18 protein-coding genes are annotated in these 20,984 nt (G+C 67.4%); 1 reads left to right on the top strand and 17 read right to left on the bottom strand.

The annotated features are described in order from the left end of the window. Position 1 precedes the first annotated feature (1 nt). The 12 genes from fliP to fliE are packed head-to-tail and all read right to left on the bottom strand — an operon-like array spanning position 2 to position 9,488. Positions 2-772, bottom strand: a complete 771-nt coding sequence (gene fliP / locus GGR90_RS07115; RefSeq protein ID WP_245198424.1) for a flagellar type III secretion system pore protein FliP — start codon at positions 770-772, stop codon at positions 2-4. Further along, the gene (locus GGR90_RS07120; RefSeq protein ID WP_167920628.1) at positions 762-1,040 is read right to left on the bottom strand and encodes a flagellar biosynthetic protein FliO; all 279 of its coding nucleotides are present in this window, start codon (positions 1,038-1,040) and stop codon (positions 762-764) included. The genes fliP and GGR90_RS07120 overlap by 11 nt, the downstream gene beginning before the upstream one ends. Further along, entirely contained in the window at positions 1,040-1,375 is a 336-nt protein-coding gene (gene fliN / locus GGR90_RS07125) for a flagellar motor switch protein FliN (protein WP_167920629.1), read from the bottom strand. The genes GGR90_RS07120 and fliN overlap by 1 nt, the downstream gene beginning before the upstream one ends. After that, positions 1,368-2,312 carry a FliM/FliN family flagellar motor switch protein gene (locus GGR90_RS07130; RefSeq protein ID WP_167920630.1) on the bottom strand — a complete coding sequence of 315 codons (945 nt, stop codon included), beginning with the start codon at positions 2,310-2,312 and terminating at the stop codon, positions 1,368-1,370. Before GGR90_RS07130 ends, fliN begins: the two co-directional genes overlap by 8 nt. Then, the gene (locus GGR90_RS07135) at positions 2,309-2,914 is read right to left on the bottom strand and encodes a flagellar basal body-associated FliL family protein (RefSeq protein ID WP_167920631.1); all 606 of its coding nucleotides are present in this window, start codon (positions 2,912-2,914) and stop codon (positions 2,309-2,311) included. The genes GGR90_RS07130 and GGR90_RS07135 overlap by 4 nt, the downstream gene beginning before the upstream one ends. Positions 2,915-2,931: 17 nt before the next feature. Continuing rightward, positions 2,932-4,077, bottom strand: a complete 1,146-nt coding sequence (locus GGR90_RS07140) for a flagellar hook-length control protein FliK (RefSeq protein WP_167920632.1) — start codon at positions 4,075-4,077, stop codon at positions 2,932-2,934. Next, the gene (locus GGR90_RS07145; protein ID WP_167920633.1) at positions 4,077-4,523 is read right to left on the bottom strand and encodes a hypothetical protein; all 447 of its coding nucleotides are present in this window, start codon (positions 4,521-4,523) and stop codon (positions 4,077-4,079) included. The genes GGR90_RS07140 and GGR90_RS07145 overlap by 1 nt, the downstream gene beginning before the upstream one ends. Then, entirely contained in the window at positions 4,520-5,851 is a 1,332-nt protein-coding gene (locus GGR90_RS07150) for a FliI/YscN family ATPase (RefSeq protein ID WP_167920634.1), read from the bottom strand. Before GGR90_RS07150 ends, GGR90_RS07145 begins: the two co-directional genes overlap by 4 nt. Continuing rightward, complete coding sequence (locus GGR90_RS07155) at positions 5,848-6,447, bottom strand: FliH/SctL family protein (RefSeq protein WP_167920635.1); 600 nt, start codon at positions 6,445-6,447, stop codon at positions 5,848-5,850. Before GGR90_RS07155 ends, GGR90_RS07150 begins: the two co-directional genes overlap by 4 nt. Further along, positions 6,440-7,471, bottom strand: a complete 1,032-nt coding sequence (gene fliG, locus GGR90_RS07160) for a flagellar motor switch protein FliG (protein WP_167920636.1) — start codon at positions 7,469-7,471, stop codon at positions 6,440-6,442. The genes GGR90_RS07155 and fliG overlap by 8 nt, the downstream gene beginning before the upstream one ends. Further along, positions 7,464-9,131, bottom strand: coding sequence for a flagellar basal-body MS-ring/collar protein FliF (fliF, locus tag GGR90_RS07165; protein WP_167920637.1), 1,668 nt, complete (start codon positions 9,129-9,131; stop codon positions 7,464-7,466). The genes fliG and fliF overlap by 8 nt, the downstream gene beginning before the upstream one ends. A gap of 3 nt (positions 9,132-9,134) precedes the next feature. Further along, the gene (fliE, locus tag GGR90_RS07170) at positions 9,135-9,488 is read right to left on the bottom strand and encodes a flagellar hook-basal body complex protein FliE (RefSeq protein ID WP_167920638.1); all 354 of its coding nucleotides are present in this window, start codon (positions 9,486-9,488) and stop codon (positions 9,135-9,137) included. A gap of 251 nt (positions 9,489-9,739) precedes the next feature. On the opposite strand from fliE, the gene GGR90_RS07175 reads away from it, so the two are divergent. Continuing rightward, a complete protein-coding gene (locus tag GGR90_RS07175) occupies positions 9,740-10,561 on the top strand; it encodes a flagellin N-terminal helical domain-containing protein (RefSeq protein ID WP_167920639.1) in 822 nt (273 codons plus the stop codon). Between the two features lie 243 nt (positions 10,562-10,804). Here GGR90_RS07175 and GGR90_RS07180 read toward each other — a convergent pair whose 3' ends face one another. The 5 genes from GGR90_RS07180 to GGR90_RS07200 form a co-directional block, all read right to left on the bottom strand. After that, positions 10,805-14,083: an error-prone DNA polymerase gene (locus GGR90_RS07180; protein ID WP_167920640.1), complete on the bottom strand. Its 3,279-nt coding sequence runs from the start codon at positions 14,081-14,083 to the stop codon at positions 10,805-10,807. Next, the gene (locus tag GGR90_RS07185; RefSeq protein ID WP_167920641.1) at positions 14,080-15,618 is read right to left on the bottom strand and encodes a Y-family DNA polymerase; all 1,539 of its coding nucleotides are present in this window, start codon (positions 15,616-15,618) and stop codon (positions 14,080-14,082) included. The genes GGR90_RS07180 and GGR90_RS07185 overlap by 4 nt, the downstream gene beginning before the upstream one ends. Continuing rightward, entirely contained in the window at positions 15,521-16,309 is a 789-nt protein-coding gene (locus GGR90_RS07190; protein WP_167920642.1) for an ImuA family protein, read from the bottom strand. Before GGR90_RS07190 ends, GGR90_RS07185 begins: the two co-directional genes overlap by 98 nt. An 82-nt stretch (positions 16,310-16,391) precedes the next feature. Further along, positions 16,392-17,789, bottom strand: a complete 1,398-nt coding sequence (locus GGR90_RS07195; protein ID WP_167920643.1) for an efflux transporter outer membrane subunit — start codon at positions 17,787-17,789, stop codon at positions 16,392-16,394. Next, on the bottom strand, positions 17,786-20,980 hold the full coding sequence (locus GGR90_RS07200; protein ID WP_167920644.1) for an efflux RND transporter permease subunit: 3,195 nt from the start codon (positions 20,978-20,980) through the stop codon (positions 17,786-17,788). The genes GGR90_RS07195 and GGR90_RS07200 overlap by 4 nt, the downstream gene beginning before the upstream one ends. Between the last annotated feature and the right edge of the window lie 4 nt (positions 20,981-20,984).

Raw genomic sequence — 20,984 nt, forward strand, 5'->3', positions numbered from 1 at the left:
GCTAACCCACGAAGGAGGAAGCGAGTGAGCCCATCGTCAGCGCCCAGCCGTCGACGAGGACGAAGAGCAACAGCTTGAAGGGCATCGATATGATCGTCGGCGACAGCATCATCATACCCAGCGACATCAGCGCCGAGGCGACGATCAGGTCGATGACGAGGAAGGGCAGGAAGATGAGGAAGCCGATCTGGAACGCGGTCTTGAGTTCGCTGGTGACGAAGGCGGGGAGCAGGATCGAGAAGGGCACGTCCTTCGGGCTCGCATAGCTCGGCGCCTTGGCGATCTTGGCGAACATCATCAGGTCGGTCTTGCGCGTCTGCTTCATCATGAAGACGTGGAGCGCGTCGCCCGAGCGCGACACCGCGGTGCCGATGTCGATCTGTTCCTGCCCGTAAGGTTCGATCGCGACGCGGTTCACTTCGCTGATCACTGGCGCCATCACGAACAGCGAGAGGAAGAGGCTGAGGCCGACGAGTACCTGGTTCGGCGGCGTCTGCTGCAATCCCAGCGCGTGGCGCAGGATCGAGAGCACGATGATGATGCGCGTGAAGCTGGTCATCATCAGGAGCAGCGACGGCAGCACCGTCAACAGGCTCATCAGGACGAGGATCTGGAGCGACAGGCTCAAAGGCCGGCCGTCGCCGCCGATTTCGTTCACCGCGCGGCTGAGGCCGTCGGCGGCCTGCGCATAGGCGGCGGGCGCGGCGCAGAGCAGCGCGGCGCCGCCCGCGAGCGCCGCGGCGCGCAGCCAGAAGCGGCGATCAGTCCGCATGGAAATCGCCCTGGCTGTCGTCGGCGATCCGCGTGATGCCGCTCCGCGACACCGCGACGAGGATCCGCTGCCCGGCGAATTCGACCACCGCGAGCTTCGATCCCGGGCCGAGCGGCAGCACGTCGACCATCTCGATCGCGCGCGTCTTGGTCGCGCCGCCGACGAGCGGCACGCCCATCTGAACGCGCTTCCACAGCCACAGGCTGCCCCACGCCATGCCGCCCACGAGCGGCAGCAGGATGAGAAGGCGGAGGATATATTCGAACATCAGGCTCTCCGTTCGAAGCCTTCGAGCCCGCGCGCCGGCGCGACGACTTCGGCGACCTGGATGCCATAGCGGCCGTCGACGCTGACGATCTCGCCTTTCGCGATGAGGGTGCCGTTGGCATAGATGTCGAGCAGGTCGGTGGCGGCGCGATCGAGTTCGATCACGCTGCCTTCGCCGAGCGCGAGCAGTTCGGAAAGCGTCATCGAGGTCGAGCCCACCTCGACCGACACGCGCAGCGAGACGCCGGCGAGCAGGTCGAAATTGGGCGCGGCACCGATGCTCTTGTCGCGCCGGTCGGCGCGCGCGGCCTTCGGGGCTTCGGCGATGTCAGTCATTGTCCGGTCCTTTTTCGATATGGTCGATCATGATCGCGGCGTTGCCATTGGCTTCGCCGATGCTGCCGAACGCGAAGCTGCGTCCCGCGACGGTCACCGGCACATGGCGCGGCATGGAAAGCGGAATGATGTCGCCGACCTCGAGCGCGAGCAGCTTGACGAGGCTGATTTCGGGACGCGCGAGCACCGAACGCACGGGCATGCGCACGTCGCGCAGCGCCTTGTCGAGCGCGCCCGACCAAGCGGGGTCGGCGCTGCCGTTGCCCTGCAATTCGGGGAGCAATTCGTCGCCCGCGACACCGCGCAGCGCGGCGACCGGATAGGCGCACATGATCGTCCGCCCGTCGAAGGGCGCGCCGCGCAGGGTGAAACGCTGCACGAACAATTCGTCGTCGGCGCGCACCGCGGCGAGCTTCGCCGGATCAGCAGTGACGCTGTCGAGTTCGGGCTCGATCGCAAGCTTGTCGCGCCAGGCGGCGGCGAGCTGCATCCCGATGTCGCGGCCGAGGCGCGCGGCGAAGCGATCCTCGGCGTCGGTCAGCTCCTCGCGTTCGGCGGCGAGCTGGCCGCGCCCGCCATAGAAGATGTCGACGAGCTGGAGTAGCAGCGAGCGCGAGCCCGCGAGCAGCACCGGCCCCTTGAGCGGCGGGGCGTGATAGCGCCAGAAGATCGCGGGGGCGGCCGACGCGCTCCACTCGGCAAAGCTCATCTGCTCGGCGCCGGCGCGCTCGATCTGGACCGTCGGCGCACCAAGCGCGCGGATAAGGTCGCGCAAGCTGCGCGCGAACTGGTTCGCGACGCCCTCGAGCGCGGGAAAGGCATAGCTGCCCTCCGCCTTGCGCAGCAGCAGCGATTCCTTGCTGTCCGCGGGCGCGGCTGAAGGCGCCGGTGCGGCCGGCGCCTTCACGGCTTTGACCGATTTCGTGACGGCGGTCACTGGATCACCAGACTCGTGAAATAGACATTGTCGATACCCCCGAAACCTTCCTTCTCGCGCAGCACATCGTTGATCGCGGCCGTCAACTGGCGTTGAAGCCGCTGTTTCCCCTGCGATGTGGAGAGCAGAGCCGGATCCTGTTCGGCGAGCACCATAAGCACGACCGAGCGGATCGGCACCGCCTGCCGTTTGATATTATTGATAACCTTGCCGTCATAGAAGGTCGAAACGCTGATACCGATCTGCAGGAAGCCCGATCCGTCGGCGAGGTTGGTCGTGAAGCTCTCGGCGAACGGATAATAAGTGACCTCATATTTGCGCGGGTCGACCTTGAACCTGTCGTTCGGGACCGACACCGTGCCGACCTTGAGCGGCGCTTCCTTGCCGGGCCCCTCGGCGGCCGGTTCGGCATCGTCGTCGCTGCGCAGGACGAGCTTGGGATATTTATCCTCGGGCTTCGCCTCATGCGCCTGCAGCGCGCCGAAATAGATGCCCGCGCCCGCGCCGGCGCCGATCAGCGCGATCGCGGCGACGCTGACGAGCAGCAGTTTCTTGAACTTGCCCTTTTTCCTGGGGGCGCCTTCGACATTGTCCTTGGCCATGATGAGACCCTTTCTGATCAGGCGAAGCGGCCGCGGCGGTCGGCGGCGCGGTCTTCGTCACGCGGCTCGGCGCGCTGGGTGGCGGTTTCGATGAGGTGCGCGGGATCGGGCGCGGTTCCGCGGCCCTGGCCCTGGTTTTGATTGGGCGACTGGCGTCCGGTCTCGCCCGGGGTGCAGGTCACTTCGGCGCCGGCGACGCGGACGCCCTGCTGGCGCAGTTCTTCGACGAGGCGACCCTGCGCGGCGGTGACGATCGTCGCGGTCGCTTCATGCTGCGTGTCCATCTTCAGCGCGATGCCCTCGCCACCCATTTGCATCGCGACGTCGAGGCGGCCCAGGTGGCGCGGCATCAGGCGAAAGCTGATGTCGCCGCTGTCCGATTTGGTCGCGGCGATGTCGCGCGCGAGCTGGTCGATCCACGCGCCGTCGCTGTCCATGTCGAGCACGCGCTCGGCGAGCTGGACGGGTGCGGTCGCCGCCGCGACACCCGCGCCCTGCGCGGCCGGCTGGGTGAAGAGGATCGTCATCGACGGCGCGGCGTCGGCGGGCTTCGCGGCCGGCGCTTCGGCGCCGGTCAGGATCGGCAGCGGCGCCGCTGCATCGCGCGGGCGCGCGGTGGCGGGTGCTGCCGCTGTATCGGTGTCGGCACGAATCTGAGACGCTTCGACCGGCTTGGCGGGCTTCGCGGCAGCCGGAATGGCTGCAGCCGCGACCGCAGCCAAATCGGCGGTCGGGGCGGCGGTGGCGCCGGCTTCCGCCGTATCGGGGGCGGTGTCGGCTTCGGTTTCGGCCGGTGCCGGCTTGCCGGGCGTGGTCGCCGGGCCGGGGGCGCTGCCGCCCAGCGCGATCAGCAGGGTCGCGGCCAGCGTGGCGGCGTCCGCTTTGGCAGGCTCGGCTTTGACGACCGGGGCCTCGACGCTCACGGCGTCTTCGAGCGGCGGCATATCGATTTGCGCGGCTTCGGCGTCGACCGCCGGCGCGGGACCGGTCTTGATCGTCGCGGTGGCATTGGCGGCCGGAGCAGCCACAACCGGCGCTGCGGCGAGCAGCTGATCGAAGCCGGGGCTTTCACTGCCGTCGGGCAGTTGACCGATATTGGCGAGGAAGGTCGCGAAGCCGGCGGGCATCTTGCCCTGCGGCGTGGGAAGGGATGGCGCGCTCATCATGCCGCGCCGCCTTCGATCAGGCGCAGCCGCATGCCCGCCCGCGGGCGATGCGGGCGGTTGGCGTCGTCGCGGCGTTCCTGTTCGGCCTCGGCCGACTTGCGGCTGCGTTCATAGAGGCGCACCGCCGATTCCTCCTTGACCATCGCGCTCTGCGCCAGCGCGCCCATCTGGTCGCGGCGCTGGCTGGCGCCCGCCAGCGGCGCGGTCAGGCTTTCCTGTGCGATGTCGAGCCGCATCGCGAGCTCGCCGATCGTGTTGAGCGCGCGGCCGGCGACGGCGCCCTTCGCCATCGCCAGGTCGACGCGCAGCGTTTCGAGCCGCTTGGCGAGTTCGACGAGATTCGCGAGTTCGCCATTGGCGCGTGCCAGATTGGCCTCCGCCTGCTGATGTTCGACGGAGCGCACGCGGATGATACGTTTGCGGCGTGCGGTGCGGGCGTTCATGCGGAATATCCTTCAATCAGGGCTTGGCGGGAAATGTCGAAATCGACCTGCGCTTTCGCAGGCTGCGAAACATAGGCGAGCTGGTCGGCGTGGCGGGCGATCGCGGTGTCGAGCACCGGATCGGCGCCGGCGACGTAAGCGCCCATCAGCATCAGGTCGCGATTCTCTTCATAAAGCGACCAGAGCTGGCGGAAGCGCGCGGCGGCGGCGGCATGCTCGGGGTCGACCGAATCGACCATCGTGCGCGACAGCGAGCGCGCGACGTCGATCGCGGGATAGACGCCCTGTTCGGCGAGCTGGCGCGACAGGATGATATGGCCGTCGACGATCGCGCGCGCGCTATCGACGACGGGGTCGTCGATGTCGCCGCCATCGGCGAGCACGGTGTAGAGCGCGGTGACCGAGCCGCCGGTTTCGCGGTCGATGCCGGCGCGTTCGCACAGCGAAGGGATGAGCGCGAAGACCGACGGCGGATAGCCCTTCATCGTCGGCGGCTCGCCCAGCGTCAGACCGATCTCGCGCTGCGCATGCGCGACGCGGGTCAGACTGTCGATCAGCAGCAGCACTTTCTTGCCCTCGGCGCGAAAGGCTTCGGCGATCGCGGTCGCGCGCATCGCGGCGCGCAGGCGGAGCAAGGGCGGATGATCGGCGGGAACCGCGACGACCACCGACTTCTTGCGGACTTCGGGGGGCAGCTTGGTTTCGACGAAATCGCTGACTTCGCGGCTGCGCTCGCCGATCAGCCCGACGACGATGACGTCGCATTCGGTGCCCGCGATCATCTGGCCCATCAGCACCGACTTGCCGACGCCCGAGCCCGCGATGATCGCGACGCGCTGGCCTTCGCCGACGGTGAGCAGGCCGTTGATCGCGCGCACGCCCATGTTGAGCGCGCGGGTGACGCGGCCGCGGCGCAACGGATTGACCTTGCGGCCGGCGAGCGGCCACTGGAATTGCGACTTGATCGCCGGGCGGCCGTCGAGCGGGTTGCCCTGCGCATCCATGATGCGGCCGAGCAATGCCTTGCCGACCGGGACCATGCTCGACGCGCCGTGCGGTTCGACGGGCGCGCCGGTGACGAGCGGCTTGTTGGTGTCGAACGGGAGGACGAGGCTGCGGTGGCCGCGAAAGCCGACGACTTCGCCGTAAACATAATCATTGTCGGCCGACCGGATGCGGACATTGCTGCCGAGCGGCATCGGGAAACCCGACACTTCGAGCATGATCCCTTCGTGCGAGACGAGCGTGCCGATGCGGCGCGGGCTGGCGTGCGTCAGGTCGACGGGGTCGAGCAATTGCTGCGCGGACAGGGCGAGGCGGCGCGTCATGCGGCTTCGCTTTCGCCGAGCGCGGCGCGCAGTTCCTCGAGATAGACCGCGCGGCCATGCTCGATCCAGCCGGTCGAGGTTTCGAGGCGGACGGTGCCGCGCATCATCGCCGGATCGCTTTCGATCGCGAGCGTCAGCGGAGAGTCGGCGAGCAGCGCGGCGTCGTCGGGGTGGACCCACAAAGTGCGCGCCTTGTCGGCGTCGGCGACCATCGCCGCGGCGGTCTCGGCCTGCGCCTTGAGCCATTCGGCGTCGATCGGCGCCGCGGCGACGATCTGGCGGACGAGGCGCTCGACGGTTTCGGCGATCAGCTGAGCCAGTTCCTCGCTCGGCTCGTCCTGCAACGCCTCGGCGCCGGCGAGCAGCGCGAGTAGCTGGTGGCGCTCGGCGACGAAAGCGGCTTCGGCAAGGCGCTGGCCTTCGGCGAGGCCGAGCGCGAAGGGGTCGTCGAGGCCGATTTCGTCGAGGTTTTCGGGCTCCTCCGGCGCGGTGTGCGGCGCGGACGCGAAAGATAGCGGGCGAAAGCCGGCGTCGCGCGCCATTGCATCGGCGAGGCGGACGGGCGCGAAGCCCGTTTCGGCGGCGCGATCAAACATAATCGTCGCCCCCGCCGGCGATCATGATCTCGCCGGCCGCTGCCATCTGGCGTACAACCTGCATCACGCTCTTCTGCGCGTCGTCGACGTCGGCGCGCTTGACCATCGTCATTTCGTCCATTTCGTCGCGGATCGTTTCGCCCGCGCGTTGCGACATGGTGGCGAGGCACATGTCGACCATATCCTCGTCGGCACCCTTGAGCGCGATCGCGAGCTGCGCCGCGTCGACCGAGCGCAGCACGCTGCTGAGGCTCTTCTTGTCGAGGTCGCGCAGATTTTCGAAGATAAACATCTCTTCCTCGATCGTCTGCGCGAGGACGCGGTCGTGCTTCTTCAGCGAGCGGAGCGTGCGTTCGGAGAGCTGCTTCGGCATCTTCTTCATAATCTTGGCAACGTCGCTCGGGCCGCCGATCGCCTGCTTGGCGACGCGCTGGCCGTCGACATTGGCGCTCGCGAGCACCGATTCGAGATCCTCGATCGCGGCGGCGGGGACCGAGGTCAGCATCGCGGCGCGCAGCACCAGATCGGCCTGAAGCAGTTCGTCGAGCGTCTCGATCGCGCGCGCGGCGACGTCGGGGACGAGCACCGAAAGGATCAGCGCGCCGACTTGCGGATGCTCGCTGGCGAGCAGCCCGCTGATCGCATCGACGTCCATCCAGCGCAGCATTTCGAGCGACGCTGCGCTGCGCTGCGGCGCCACGGCGGCGAGGATATTGTCGGCGCGGACGTTGCCGACGGCTTCGTTGATCACGGTGCGGATGCGGATGTCGGCACCGATCGCGAGTGCGCTGACGTCGCGGCTGCGCGTCACGAAGCGGTCGAGCGCCAGCCCGATCTGCTGTTCGCTGGCATTGGCGGTGTCGAACATCGCCTTCGCCAGCTGGCGCACTTCGTCGGGATCGAGCTGCTTCAGGATCGTCGCGGCTTCGCTTTCGTCGAGCAGCATCAGCAGGATGGCGGCGGCGGCCGATCCCTCGATCGCGGGCATCGCGGGTGCGTTGTCCAGTTCGGCGACCTCAGGCACGGGCGCCCTCCTGCATCAGGTGGCGGACGACGAGCGCGGCGCGCGCCGAATCCTGGCGGACGAAGGCGCGGACCAGATTGGCGCGCGCTTCGTAGCTCGGCGCCTGCTCGATCATCTCGAGCGTGATTTCGCGGCCAGCCCGACCGCTGGCGAGCGCCGGGCGGTCGGTCGCGGCGAGCAGCGATGCTTCGAGTTCCTGATTCTGTTCGGCGCGCCGGGCGGCGCGTTCTTTCGCGGCGCGGATCATCGGGCGGCCGATGAACAGGAAGACGAGCAGCGCGGCGAGGATCGCGCCGACCTGCTTGACGAGCGGCAGGAACCAGCCCTGATCGTAAAAGGCGGGCGCCGTGTCTTCGACCAGGGCGAAGGGGCGCTGGTTGATCGCGACGACATCGCCGCGCGCGGCGTCATAGCCGATCGCGCCCTTCACCAGATTGTCGATCTTGGTCAGGTCGGCCTGCGTCAGCGCCTTCTTGCCCTGATTGAGCGCGACGGCGACCGAGACGCGGCGCAGCCTGCCCTGCGGCGAATGCGTGACCGAAATCTCGCGACCGACCTCATAGGCGCGGGCGGCGTTTTCGTTGCTTTCGATGCCGGGCGCCGGCGGCGCGCCGGGCGCCGCCGGCTGGGGTCCCTCGGCGGTCACCGTGGTCGCCTGCGGCGGCTGGTTCGACAGCGCGCCGGGAATGCCGACGGCGGGGGCGCTCGTGCCGCTGGTCGAGCGGGTGATCCGTTCGCTGGTCAGCGCGCGGTCATTCTCGGGAAAGCTTTCGCGCGTCGCCTGGCTTTCGGACATGTCGACGTCGGCATGGACCTCGACCGTATAATTGCCGGCGCCGAGCATCGGGCCGAGCAAGGTGTCGAGCGCGCGGCGGAAACGGTCCTCGACCTGCAATTGCAGCTGAAAGGCCTTCATGTCGCTGCCGCTCGCGGTGTCGGACAGCAGCGCGCCGCGCTGGTCGATCACCGACACCTGATCGGCGTTCATGCCGGGTACCGAGGAGGCGACGAGGAAACGGATCGCCTGCACCTGGCCGTCCGAAAGCGAACGGCCGTTCTGCAGCGTCAGCATCACCGACGCGGTGGCGGGCTTGTCGTCGCGGACGAACAGGCTGGGTTCGGCGGCGGCGACATGGACGCGCGCGCTCTTGACCGCGTCGATCGTTTCGATCGTGCGCGACAGGTCGGCTTCGCGCGCCGAGCGCAGCGCCTCGCCCTCGATCGCGCGGCTCGACCCCATGGGAAGCGAAGCGATCAGGCTGTCGCCGCTCGGCGCCGCCTTGGGAAGACCCTGTCCGGCGAGCGCGATGCGTGCCTGGTGGAGCTTGTCGGCGTCGACGGTGAGCGCGCCGGTCGACGCATCGACGCTGTGCGCGATGCCCTGCGACTGGAGCGCCTCGGCGACCGCCGCCTTGTCGGCGTCGTCGAGCCCCGCGAACAGCTGTGCCTGCGGCGCCGCCTGCATGGTGAAATAGGCGAGCGCGGCGATGCCGATGGCCGAGGCCATCGCGATCGTGGGAAGCGCGCGCTGGACCGCGGGCTGGCGGATGAATTGCGTTACAGGCGCGAGGCGGCCGCCGAGGACGGGGGCGGGCAGGCGGTTCGCGGACCCGTCGTCCATGGAGTTGGCGACGGGGGTGAGGATCTGAGCTTCGGCCATGGATTACACCGGCATGTTCATGATGTCGCGATACGCGGACAGCAGCTTGTTGCGGACTTGCAGGGTGGTTTCGAAGCCGAGCGAGGCTTTCTGGCGCTCGATCATCACGCTGACGATGTCGTGCGTGTCGCCGCGTTCATAGGCTTCGGTGATCTGGCTCGCCTTCGACTGCTGTGCGTTGACCTGCTGCAGCGCATTGTTGATCGCGGCGCCGAAATCGGGGGCTCCGCCGCCGCCTTCGACGCCGCCGTCGGCCGCGCCGATGCCGCCTTGGCCCGCGGCGCGTTGCAGCGCCTGGTTCTGATTGAGGATCGAACTGCGCATCTGCAGCAGCCGGCTCGGGTCAATCGTGCTCATTGGCTTCTTCATCCGTCCTGATGCGCGGCGGTCTGCCGCACGCACAAATAAGGATGCAAAGCTCGTGCCAAAATAATTAATCTAATATTTTCAGTCGATTAAATCAGGGCGGCCGTGGTCATCGGCGGCTTTCGGCATTTTTTTGACGGGCCGGGCTTAAGCGCCGTGGCGGCGCGCCGTTACTGCTTTCGTGACCGCTCCTCGAGCCCTCACATCACGGGAATGGCCATCGAGGCCGGAAAGGAACAAAGATGACTGTCATCAACACCAATGTGAGCGCGCTGCGCGCCCAGAATAACTCGCGTGTTGCCAGCCAAATGCAGTCGCAGGCGATGGAACGCCTGTCGAGCGGCAAGCGCATCAACAGCGCGAAGGACGACGCCGCCGGCCTCGCCATCGCGACCCGCATGGAAGCCAGCGCCCGCGGCCTGACCCAGGCGATCCGCAATGCGAACGACGGCATTTCGCTCGCGCAGACCGCCGACAGCGCCGCCGGCAGCATCTCGGACATCCTCGTCCGTATGCGCGAACTGGCGATGCAGGCCTCGACGGGCACGCTGAGCGACGACGACCGTACGCTGGTGCAGGAAGAAGTCACCGCGCTGATTTCGCAGATCGGCGACGTCGCGACCCGCACTACGTTCAACGACAATGTGCTGCTCAACGGCAGCGTCGCTGCGGGCTTCGACATCCAGACGGGTCTGGATACCGGCCAGGTCGTGAACATCACGGTCGCCGACCTTCAGGCCGCTGCGCTTGGCGTCGATGGGCTCGACTTCTCGACCGCGGCGGGTGCGCAGGGCGCGCTTGCGACGCTCGACACGGCGATCGACACGGTCGCGACCGAACGCGCCAACCTGGGTGCCCAGCAGAATCGCCTGTCGTCGGCTGTCGACAATTTGACGTCGAGCGTCACGAATCTGTCGGAAGCGAAGTCGCGTATCGAAGACGCCGATTTCTCGGTCGAATCGACGAACCTTGCCGCCGCCGGCATCCTGTCGCAGGCATCGACCGCGATGCTCGCTCAGGCGAACCAGAGCTCGCAGGGCGTGATGAACCTGCTTCGCGGCTAAACTTCGCGAACAAATTTCAGGCTATATTCGGTTGGTCCCTTAGATAGCCTGATTGGATGCCCCGGCCCCCACAGCCGGGGCATCTTCTTTTTGTCTGTTCGTAACCGAACAGAGGCGGCACCGGCCCGCTCCCCCACCCAGCTTCCCGACATCGTATTCTATGGGAGACCCTTCGACGCCACGCGTCGGGCGGTTGGGGGAGCGGGCCGGTGCCGCTTCCGGCGTGAGCCGGAAAACAACCAACTAATGAAAATCCCGCGACTTGGGCAGGATGCGGACGTTGCGCGGATGGCCGTGCCGCGCCGCATGGCCGCGCGGTGGTTGCGGATGCTTGACCTCGTCGGCGCGGCCGGTGTCGGGATCGAAGCGCCGGTCGCTGCCCAGCGTGTCGAGCATTGCCGTCCGGTCGACGATGTGCGTCGCCATCAGGTGGATCACCCCCTCCTTGCTCCGCTGCACCTCGCCCTCGGCGAGCATCAGCCGCGACGCCATCACCGCGCGGCGCTGGCGTTCGAAAAGGCGCGCCCAGAGCAATATGTTGACGATCCCGCCCTCATCCTCGAGCGTGATGAAGATCGCATTGCCTTTGCCGGGCCGCTGGCGGATCAGCACGACGCCGGCGGTGCGCACGATCGATCCGTTCTTCGCCGCCGCGACCCCGGCCGCGCTCAGCACGCCCTCGCGCTCGAAATCGCGGCGCAGGAACGCCATCGGATGGCCCTTCAGCGACAGGCGCGTCGTCTGGTAATCGGTGAGCACATGCTCGACCATCGGCGTCGGCGGCAGCGCGGCATCCTCCTCGAAGCCGAGCTCGTTCGCCTCGGCGGCGCCGAACAACGGCAACACCCCCTGCCGCACCCGCCGCGCATCCCACAGCGCCGGACGCCGATCGAGCCCCATCGACCGGCACACATCGGCATCGGCGAGAAGGTGCAATGCACGCGACGGAAGATTGGCGCGGCGTGCGAGTTCTTCGACCGAAGCGAAAGGCACCGCGCGTGCATCGACGATCTGCCCCGCCCATTCTTCGCGGAATCCGTCGACCTGCCGGAAACCGAGCCGCAGCGCGAGGCTGCCATCGTTCTTTCGCTCGAGACTGTTGTCCCAGCCGCTCGCATTGACATCGACCGCGCGCACCTCGACCCCATGCCCCTGCGCATCGCGCACGAGCTGCGCGGGGGCGTAAAAGCCCATCGGCTGCGAATTGAGGATGCCGCACGCGAAGACCGCGGGGTGGTAATGCTTGATCCATGAGGAGACATAGACGAGTCGCGCGAACGACTGGGCATGGCTTTCGGGGAAACCATAGCTGCCGAAACCCTCGATCTGCTTGAAACAGCGCTCGGCGAAATCCTGCTTGTAGCCGCGTGCGACCATGCCGCCGACCATCTTCTCACGGAAATTCTCGATCGTTCCGACATTCCGAAACGTCGCCATTGCACGGCGCAGGCCATTGGCCTCTTCAGGGCTGAAATCCGCTGCGACCATTGCGAGTTTCATCGCCTGCTCCTGAAACAGCGGAACGCCGAAGGTTTTACCCAAGACATCATGCAGTTCATCAGGCGGATTGGGCGGCGCAGGTTCCGGAAATTCGACCGGTTCTTCCTTGTTACGGCGGCGTAGATAGGGGTGAACCATGTCGCCCTCGATCGGGCCGGGGCGGACGATCGCCACTTGCACCACCAGATCGTAGAAGACCTTGGGTTTGAGGCGTGGCAGCATGTTGATCTGCGCGCGGCTTTCGACCTGGAAAACGCCGATGCTGTCGCCCTTCTGCAGCATGCCGTAGACTTCCGGATCATCACAATCGATGTCGACTTCCAACGTATGATCGCCAAGGCCATGCTCGCGCATCAGGTCGAAGCATTTGCGAATGCAGGTCAGCATGCCGAGCGCGAGCACATCGACCTTCATCAGCCCCAGCGCGTCGATGTCGTCCTTGTCCCACTCGATGAAGGTGCGGTCTTCCATCGCGGCATTGTGAATCGGCACCAGCTCGTCGAGCCGTCCTTCGGTCAATATGAAGCCGCCGACATGCTGCGACAAGTGACGCGGCGCCTTGAGCAGTTCGCCGACGAAACGGTGGAGCCGCTCGATCTCGCCATTGTGCGGGTTGAGACCCGCCTCGACGAGCCGCTCGACCGGCACCTCGTCGCCCCAGCTCCCCCAGCTCGTATCGGCGAGCCGCGCGGTGACATCCTCGCTGAGACCGAGCGCCTTGCCGACTTCGCGGATCGTGCTGCGCGGGCGGTAATGGATGACGGTCGCGGCGATTGCTGCGCGATCGCGCGTGTAGCGGTCGTAGATATATTGGATGACCTCTTCGCGCCGCTCATGTTCGAAATCGACGTCGATATCGGGGGGCTCGTCACGTTCTGCCGATACGAAGCGCGAGAAGAGCAGGTCGTGCTTCATCGGGTCGACCGAGGTCACGCCGAGCAGGAAGCAGACAATCGAATTGGCGGCCGAGCCACGGCCCTGACACAGGATCGGGGGTTCCTGCGCACGGGCGTGGCGGACGAGGTCATAGACGGTCAGGAAATAATAGACGTAGCGCCGCTTCCTGATCAGCCGGAGTTCGTCGGCGAGCAGCTTGCGGACTTTTGGCGGGAGCGGCGTTTTGTAACGCTCCTCGGCTGCGGTTTTCACCAGATGGTGCAGATAGTTGAAAGGCTTCCATCCCGGTGGAACCGGTTCGTGCGGATATTCATATTGCAGGTCTTCGAGGCGAAAACCGATGCGTGCGAGAAGCTTCGTACTTGCTTCAATCGCTTTCGGATAGCCGTTGAACAGGCGTTTCATCTCGGCGGGCGCTTTCAGATAACGCTCGCCATTGGCGCGAAGCAGCTTGCCGGCTTTCGAGACCGTCGTGCCCTCGCGGATGCAGGTGATGATATCGTGAAGCGGGCGTTGTTCCTTGGCCGCATAGAGAGCATCGTTGGTCGCGAGCAGCGGAACTCCGGTCGCCGCCGACAGGCGCTGGAGTTCGGCCAGCCGGCGCGCGTCGACGCCCGATTGCGGCATCGTGGCGGCCAGCCAGACCGATTTCGGTCGCTTGTTTTTGAGGGTACGGAGCAACGCTTCGTCGCCCTCCATTGCGATGAGGAGCAGATCGTCGCAATGATCGAGCAGATCGCCCAGTTCGAGGATGCAGTCGCCCTTTTGTGCGCGGAGATTGCCGGTCGAGAGAAGGCGCGTCAGCCGCCCCCAGCCTTCGCGATCGACGGGGTAGGCGACGATGTCGGGGGTGCCGTCGGCGAAGACGAGCCGGGCGCCGACCACCAGTCGGAAATTCTTCACTATCTCGGGTTTTTTGACCAGTTGCTCCTTCAGAAAAGCCCACGCCCGCACCACCCCCGCGACGCTGTTGCGGTCGGCGATGCCGATGCCGGTCATGCCGAGCGCCATCGCCTCCGCCACCATCTCGGCGGGGTGCGAGGCGCCGCGCAGGAAGCTGTAGTTGGTTGCCGCGACGAGTTCGGCGAAGCCGGGATCGGGTGGGGTTTCGGGCGCATCGCTCATGCGAAGACTCCGTGGATATACCAGCGCGGATCGGGCTTTTCGTCGTAGAGGCCGTGGCGGAAGAGCCAGAAGCGGCGGCCCTGCGCATCCTCGACGCGGTAATAGTCGCGCGTCAGCCCGCCATTGTCGCGGCGGCGCCACCATTCGGCGGCGATGCGTTCGGGGCCTTCGTAACGGCGGATCGCGTGGAAGGCGCGGCGCCAGCGGAAGCGTTGCGGCGGGCCGTCGGGCACCTCGGCGATCACCTCGATCGGCTGCGGCGGGTCGAAGAGGTGGAAGGGGCGCGTCGGCGGCTCGCCGGCCTCGGGGGCCTGCCAGGGCAGCGGGGCGGGCGCGTCGATCGCGGGCAGTTCGAGCTGCGCCTGCTCGGGGATATGCGTGTCGGCGGGACGCAGCCGCCGCACCCGCCCGCGCCCGAGCCGCGTCGCGAGCCGGTCGGCGAGTTCGTCGATCGCGGCGTCCTTCACCGCCCCGCCCTCAAGCTTGAGCTGACTCGCACCGAGCGCCTCGAGCCGTGGCACGGCGAGGCGAATCATGTCGAAACCGAAGCCGGGGTCGAGCGGGTCGGCAAGGCTGTCCATGCGCTCGGCGAAAAGCCGCATGACGAGGTCGGCGTCGCGCGTCGGGTGGCCGGTCTCGATCGCGATCGTCCGCGCGAGCCCGTCGCTGCGAAAGAAGGTGGCGCGGAAATGGCGCCCGCCCTTGTCGCGTTCGGCAAGCTCCTCGATCGCTTCGGCGGCGAGCTCGGCGAGGATTTTGGTGGCGTGCGTGCTGCTGCCGAGCGGTTCGGCGAAGCGGCGTTCGGCGGCGACCGGGGGGGGCGTCACGCGCGGGTCGAGCGGGCTCGGCGCATCGCCCAATATGCGGCGCAATGCCATCGCGGCGTCGGCGCCGAAGCGCGCGGCGAGGTTCGCCATCGGCCGACTCGCGAGATCGCCGATTGTCTTCAATCCGGCGCGGACGAGCGCGGTCGTCGCCTCGGGCTCCAGTTCGAGCGCGGCGACGGGCAGGCGGCGGATCGCGCTGGCTTCGTCGGGCGCGGGGCGCACCTGATAGCGCGCGAGCGCGCGTGCGGCGTCGGCGGTCTGGCCGAGCGCGTGGCGGAGCGTCATGCCGAGCCGTGCGAATCGCATCTCGACATCGGCGACCAGCCCCGCCTCACCGCCGAAGAGATGCTCGCCGCCCGCGATGTCGAGGATCAGCCCGTCGGGCGCGTCGAGCGCGACAAGCGGCGTATAGCGCGCGCAGCCCTGCGCGAGCCGGTCGAGCCAGTCCTGATCGAGTACCGGATCGTGCGGCACGACGGCGAGCGCGCCGACCTGCGCGCGCGCGTCGGCGAGCGGCATGCCGGGACGCAGCCCGACCGCGAGCGCCGCCGCATCGACGCTCGCGAGTCGCATCGCGCCGCGTTGCTTCTCGGCGAAGACGAGCGGGGCGTCAGGCGGCAGCGGCGCCGTGCGAAGCCATCGCTCGGCGGGCAGGAAGGGGAAGAAGAGCGCCAGATAGCGCCGCTTCCACGAAAGCTTGTTCGTCATGGTTCCAGTCCAGTCGCCAGCGCGTTCCCGCGGGGCCACCGCGCCAGCGCAGCAGTTCGAGGTCAAAGGCGGGTGCGCCGGGGGCGTCGGCTTCGAGCCCGCGCGAGGCGGCGGCGGCGACGCTCCAGCGCGTTTCGGCGACGCTTGGCGTCGGCACGCTATTGAGGCGGAGCATGAAAAGGGTCGTGCCCGCATCGCGCGCGCCGAGGGCGAGCCGGCGGCCGGCGGTGAGGTCGAGCAAAGGGAATTTGCCCCAGCTTTCGACGATCACCGCCGCCGACCCGGCGCAGCGGATCGCGTCGTTCGCGCAGGCGAGCAGCATTTTGGGATCGGCCGCCTCGACGAGCAGGAGCCGGTCGGGGTCGCCGCCGAGTTCGGCGATGCCGGGGGCGTAGATATGGCCGCTGCGCTTGTCGGCGTCGCTCGTACGCAGCCAGATCAGCGGCGCCTTGCCCGGCGTGCGCAGCGCGACGAGCGCGGCGAAGGCGGCGGCGCTCGTCGCGTCGAGCGCGTCGGCGGCGAAAAATTCATGGGTGCGCCCCATCGCGAGGCCACCGCCGATCGCATCGTCGAAGCGGGCGTGGCCGCTCGCCAGCCAGCCTTCGGCCGGGCGGCTTTCAAAACCGCCACTGGCGGCGATCCGGGCGATACGTTTCCGCAGCCCGGCGAGAGGGTGAGACGACTCGTGCATCATTTGTTCCTGATATGTTCTATTAGCGCCCTTGCAATGACGCTTGTCAAGGAGGGTCAGGAAATGGTGCGCTTAGAGTGGGTTAGGGGGCTTCTGTTCCCGCGCTGCTGTCGCCGCCAAGCGCGCGGAACAGCGCGATTCGTGTCTGGACGAGCAGGAGTTGCGTCGCGATCTCGTTTCGCCGCGCCGAATAGAGGCTGCGCTGTGCGTCGAGGCTGGAAAGGAAGCTGTCGACGCCGCCCTTGTAGCGGGCGTCGGTCAGCGTCGCGGTGTCGGCGGCGGCGTCGCTATTGGCGGCCGCGGCGCGGCCGCGTTCGGAAATCGTGCCCTGCACCGCGAGTGCGTCGGCGACCTCGCGGAAGGCGGTCTGGATCGCGCCTTCATAACCCGCGAGCGCGGCATCGCGCTGCGCCTCGGTCACGGCCACCCCCGCGCGGCGGCCGCCGGCGTCGAAGATCGTCGCGGTCGCATCGCCGCCCGCCGACCAACTGAACGAGCCGCTGTCGAACAGGCTGGAGAGCGCGTTGCTGGCGAAGCCGAGCAGCCCGGTCAGCGAGATCGACGGGAAGAGGCGCGCGCGTGCCACGCCGATGTCGGCGTTGGCGGCGCGCAGGTCATATTCGGCCTCGATCACATCGGGGCGGCGCAGCAATATCTCGGAACTGACTCCTGCTGGTAGCGCCACGACCGAGGGCGTGACTTCGGCCAGGCTCGCGGGCAACAGCGCGCGGTCGATATCGCCCCCGACGAGCAGGCGGATCAGATTCTCGTCCTGCGCGAGCGCGGTCCTTTGCTGCGCGATCGAATCCTCGGCGGTCGCGAGGATCTGTTCGGCTTGGCGGAGGTCGGTGCGCGGCGCGACGCCGCCGTCGAGCCGCGCCTGGGTGAGCCGCACGTTTTCGCGCGCGTTCGCGGCGGTGTCCTCGGCGATTTTCAGGAGGTCGCGATCGGCGCCATAGGCCGCCCAAGCCTCGGCGAGGCTCGCGATCAGCGCGAGGCGCACGGTGCGCGACGCCGCCTCGGTCGCGAGTGCGCGGTTGCGGTCGGCCTCGGTCGCATTGGCGAGGCGGCCGAAGAGGTCGATCTCGAAGGCGGTGACGCCGCCGCGCAGCGAGAAATCGCCGCTGCCGCTCTCCGAGCCATTATCCGAATAGCCCGCGCCCGCACTCGCGCCGAGTTCGGGAAATTGCCCCGACCGCGTGACGCGCACCTGCGCGCGCGCCGCGGCGACATTGGCATAGGCGATGCGCAGGTCGCGGTTGTTCGCCAGTGCCTGTTCGGTCAGCGCCTGCAGCCGCGGGTCGGTGAAGACGCTTTTGTAGGAAAGGATCGGCAACGCCGCTTCGCTCTGCAGCAGATAGGCGTCGCCGACCGGCCAGCCTTGCGGCACCGGCGGCGTGGGCAGCACCGTCTTGGGCGCGAGCGAACAGCCGGCGAGCGCGAGCGTGCCGGCGAGGAGGAGCGTGCGCGCGCCGATCATGCCGGGACCTCGGCGGCGTCATCACCCTTCTTCTTGCCGAAGCGCGCGCGCATCGCGGCGAGCCCGTCGCGCACGCCGCGGCGGACGAGGACGAAGAAGAGCGGGATGAAGAAGATCGCGAGGAAGGCGGCGGTGAGCATGCCGCCGATCACCGAGGTGCCGATCGCGACGCGGCTGTTCGCGCCGGCGCCGGTCGCGATCGCGAGCGGCAGCACGCCGAAGATGAAGGCGAAGCTCGTCATCAGGATCGGGCGCAGACGGATGCGCGCCGCCTCGACCGCCGCCTCGATCACGCGCTTGCCCTTGCGCTCCTCCTGCTCGGCGAACTCGATCATCAGGATCGCATTCTTCGCCGCCAGCCCCATCGTCGTGAGCAGGCCGATCTGGAGATAGACGTCATTTTCGAGCCCGCGCAGATTCACCGCGAACACCGCGCCGATCAGCCCGAGCGGAATGACGAGCAGCACCGCGAGCGGGATCGACCAGCTTTCGTAAAGCGCCGCGAGGCAGAGGAAGACGACGAGCAGCGACAGGCCGTAAAGCAAAGGCGCCTGCCCCGAGGAGAGGCGTTCCTCATAGGAAGAGCCCGACCAGGCGACGCTGGTGCCGGGGATCTGGTTCGCCATGCGCTCCATCTCGTCCATCGCCTCGCCCGAACTGGTGCCGGGGGTCGGCTGGCCCGAAATCTCGAAGGCGGGAACGCCCTGGAAGCGCGAGCTGCTGCTCGGTGTCGTCGACCAGCCGATCGTCGCAAAGGCCGAGAAGGGCGACATCTGCCCGCCCGTGGAGCGGACGAACCATTGGCCGAGATCCTCGGGGCTGGCGCGATAGGGGGCGTCGCCCTGGACATAGACGCGCTTGACGCGACCCTTGTCGATGAAATCGTTGACATAGCGGCCGCCCCACGCGGTCGCGAGCGTGTTGTTCACGTCGCCATTGTCGATGCCATAAGCGGTCAGCCGCTGCGTATCGACGTCGATCTTGAGCGTCGATACGTCGGGCAGGTCGGACAGGCGCACCGAGGTCAGATTGGGGTTGTCGTTCGCCATCGCGAGCAACCTGTCACGCGCGGCGACGAAATCGTCGCGGCTCATCCCGCTGCGGTTCTGGAACTGCATCGTGAAGCCCGACGAGTCGCCGAGCCCGCGCACCGCGCCGGGGACGAGCGCGAAGATCTGCGCGTCGCGCACGCCGGCGAGCGCGGCGCGCGCGCGCGCCGTGATCGCGTCGGCGCTCCGCTCCTCGCCCGGCCGCTCGTCCCAATGGACGAGGTTGACATAGCCCTGGCCGGTATTCTGCCCCGACGCGCCGCCACCGCCGCCGCCGGCGATGAGGAACAGCGCCCCGACATTCGCCTTTTCCTCGGTCAGCAGATATTTTTCGACCATGTCGCGCACTTCGATCGTGCGCGCCTGCGTCGCGCCCGCGGGCAGGCGGAACTGGATCGAGACGCGTCCTTGATCCTCGTTGGGCAGGAAGCCGCCGGGCAAGCGGAGAAAGAGGAAGGCGAGGAGCGCGAGCAACACCATATAGATGGCGAGGAACAGCCATTTGCGGTCGACGACCTTGGTGACGCTGCCCACATAGCGGGCGACCGCGCCGTCGAAGCGCGTGTTGAAGCCGGTCTTGGCGCGTTCGAGAAAGGCGTGGAAGCGCGGAAAGCGGCTATCCGCGGCACTGTCGCCATTCTTGGGCTTGAGCAGGGTCGAGGTCAGCGCCGGGCTCAGGATCAGCGCGACGAGCACCGACAAGGCCATTGCCGACACGATCGTGACCGAGAACTGGCGATAGATGACGCCGGTCGAGCCGCCGAAAAACGCCATCGGCAGAAACACCGCCGACAGCACGAGCGCGATCGCGATCAGCGCGACCTGCAATTCCCGCATCGACTGGATCGTCGCCTCGCGCGCCGTCATGCCGGGATTTTCTTCCATCAACCGCTCGACATTCTCGACCACGACGATCGCGTCGTCGACGAGCAGCCCGATCGCGAGCGTCAGCCCGAACAGGGTGAGGGTGTTGATACTGAACCCCAGTAGGTAGAAAATGCCGAAGGTGCCGAGCAACACCACGGGCACCGCGATCGCGGGGATCAGCACCGCGCGCCAGCTTTGCAGAAAGACGAACATCACGAGGATCACGAGCAGGATCGCCTCGAGCAGCGATTTCTGCACCTCGCTGACCGACAGCTTGATGAAGGCGGTCGAATCATTGGCGTAGCTGTAAGCGAGGCCGTCGGGGAAATCGGCGCCGAGTTCGGTCATCCGCGCCTTGACGCGTTCGGCGGTCTCAAGCGCGTCGGACCCCGGCGACAGCGAGATCGACATGCCCGATCCGGGATGGCCGTTGACGCGGACGATCGCGCTGTAGCTTTCGGCGCCGATCTCGACCCGCGCGACATTCTTGATTCGCACCGTCGCGCCGTCGGGTAGCGTTTTCAGCACGATATTCTCGAACTGTTCGGGGGTCTGCATCCGCGACTGGGCGGTGACCGTCGCGTTGAGCATCTGACCTTCGGGCGCGGGGAGGCCGCCGACATCGCCCGCCGCGACCTCGCTGTTCTGCGCGCTGATCGCCGCGACCACGTCGCTCGGCATCAGCGCCGTCGCCGCGAGCCGCTGGGGATTGAGCCAGATGCGCATCGCGTGCGGCGACCCGAAGACGTTGACGTCGCCGACGCCTTCGACGCGCGACAGCGGATCCTGGATGTTCGACGCCAGATAGTCGGACACGTCCTGGTTCGACCGCGTATCGGTCGTGTCATAGACGCCGACGAGCAGCAACGAATCCGAATTGGATTTGGTGACGCGCACGCCCTGTTGCTGCACCTGCTGCGGCAGGCGCGAGACCGCCGACTGGATCTTGTTCTGGACCTGCACCTGCGCGATGTCGGGGTCGGTGCCCTTCACGAAGATCGCGGTGATGTCCGCGCGCCCGCGCGAGCTCGATTGCGAGCTGAAATAGAGGAGACCGTCGATTCCGGTCAGCTGCTGTTCGAGCACCTGCGTGACGCTGTTCTCGATCGTTTCGGCCGATGCACCGGGATAGGAGGCGCGGATATTGACCTGCGTCGGCGCGATGTCGGGATATTGCTCGATCGGCAGCGAAAAGAGCGCGCCGACGCCGCCGAGCATGACGATGATCGCCAGCACCCAGGCAAAGATCGGCCGGTTGATGAAAAGGCGCGACATGACG

This window comes from Sphingopyxis italica (genome assembly GCF_011926545.1).
GTDB classification, from domain to species: Bacteria; Pseudomonadota; Alphaproteobacteria; order Sphingomonadales; family Sphingomonadaceae; genus Sphingopyxis; species Sphingopyxis italica.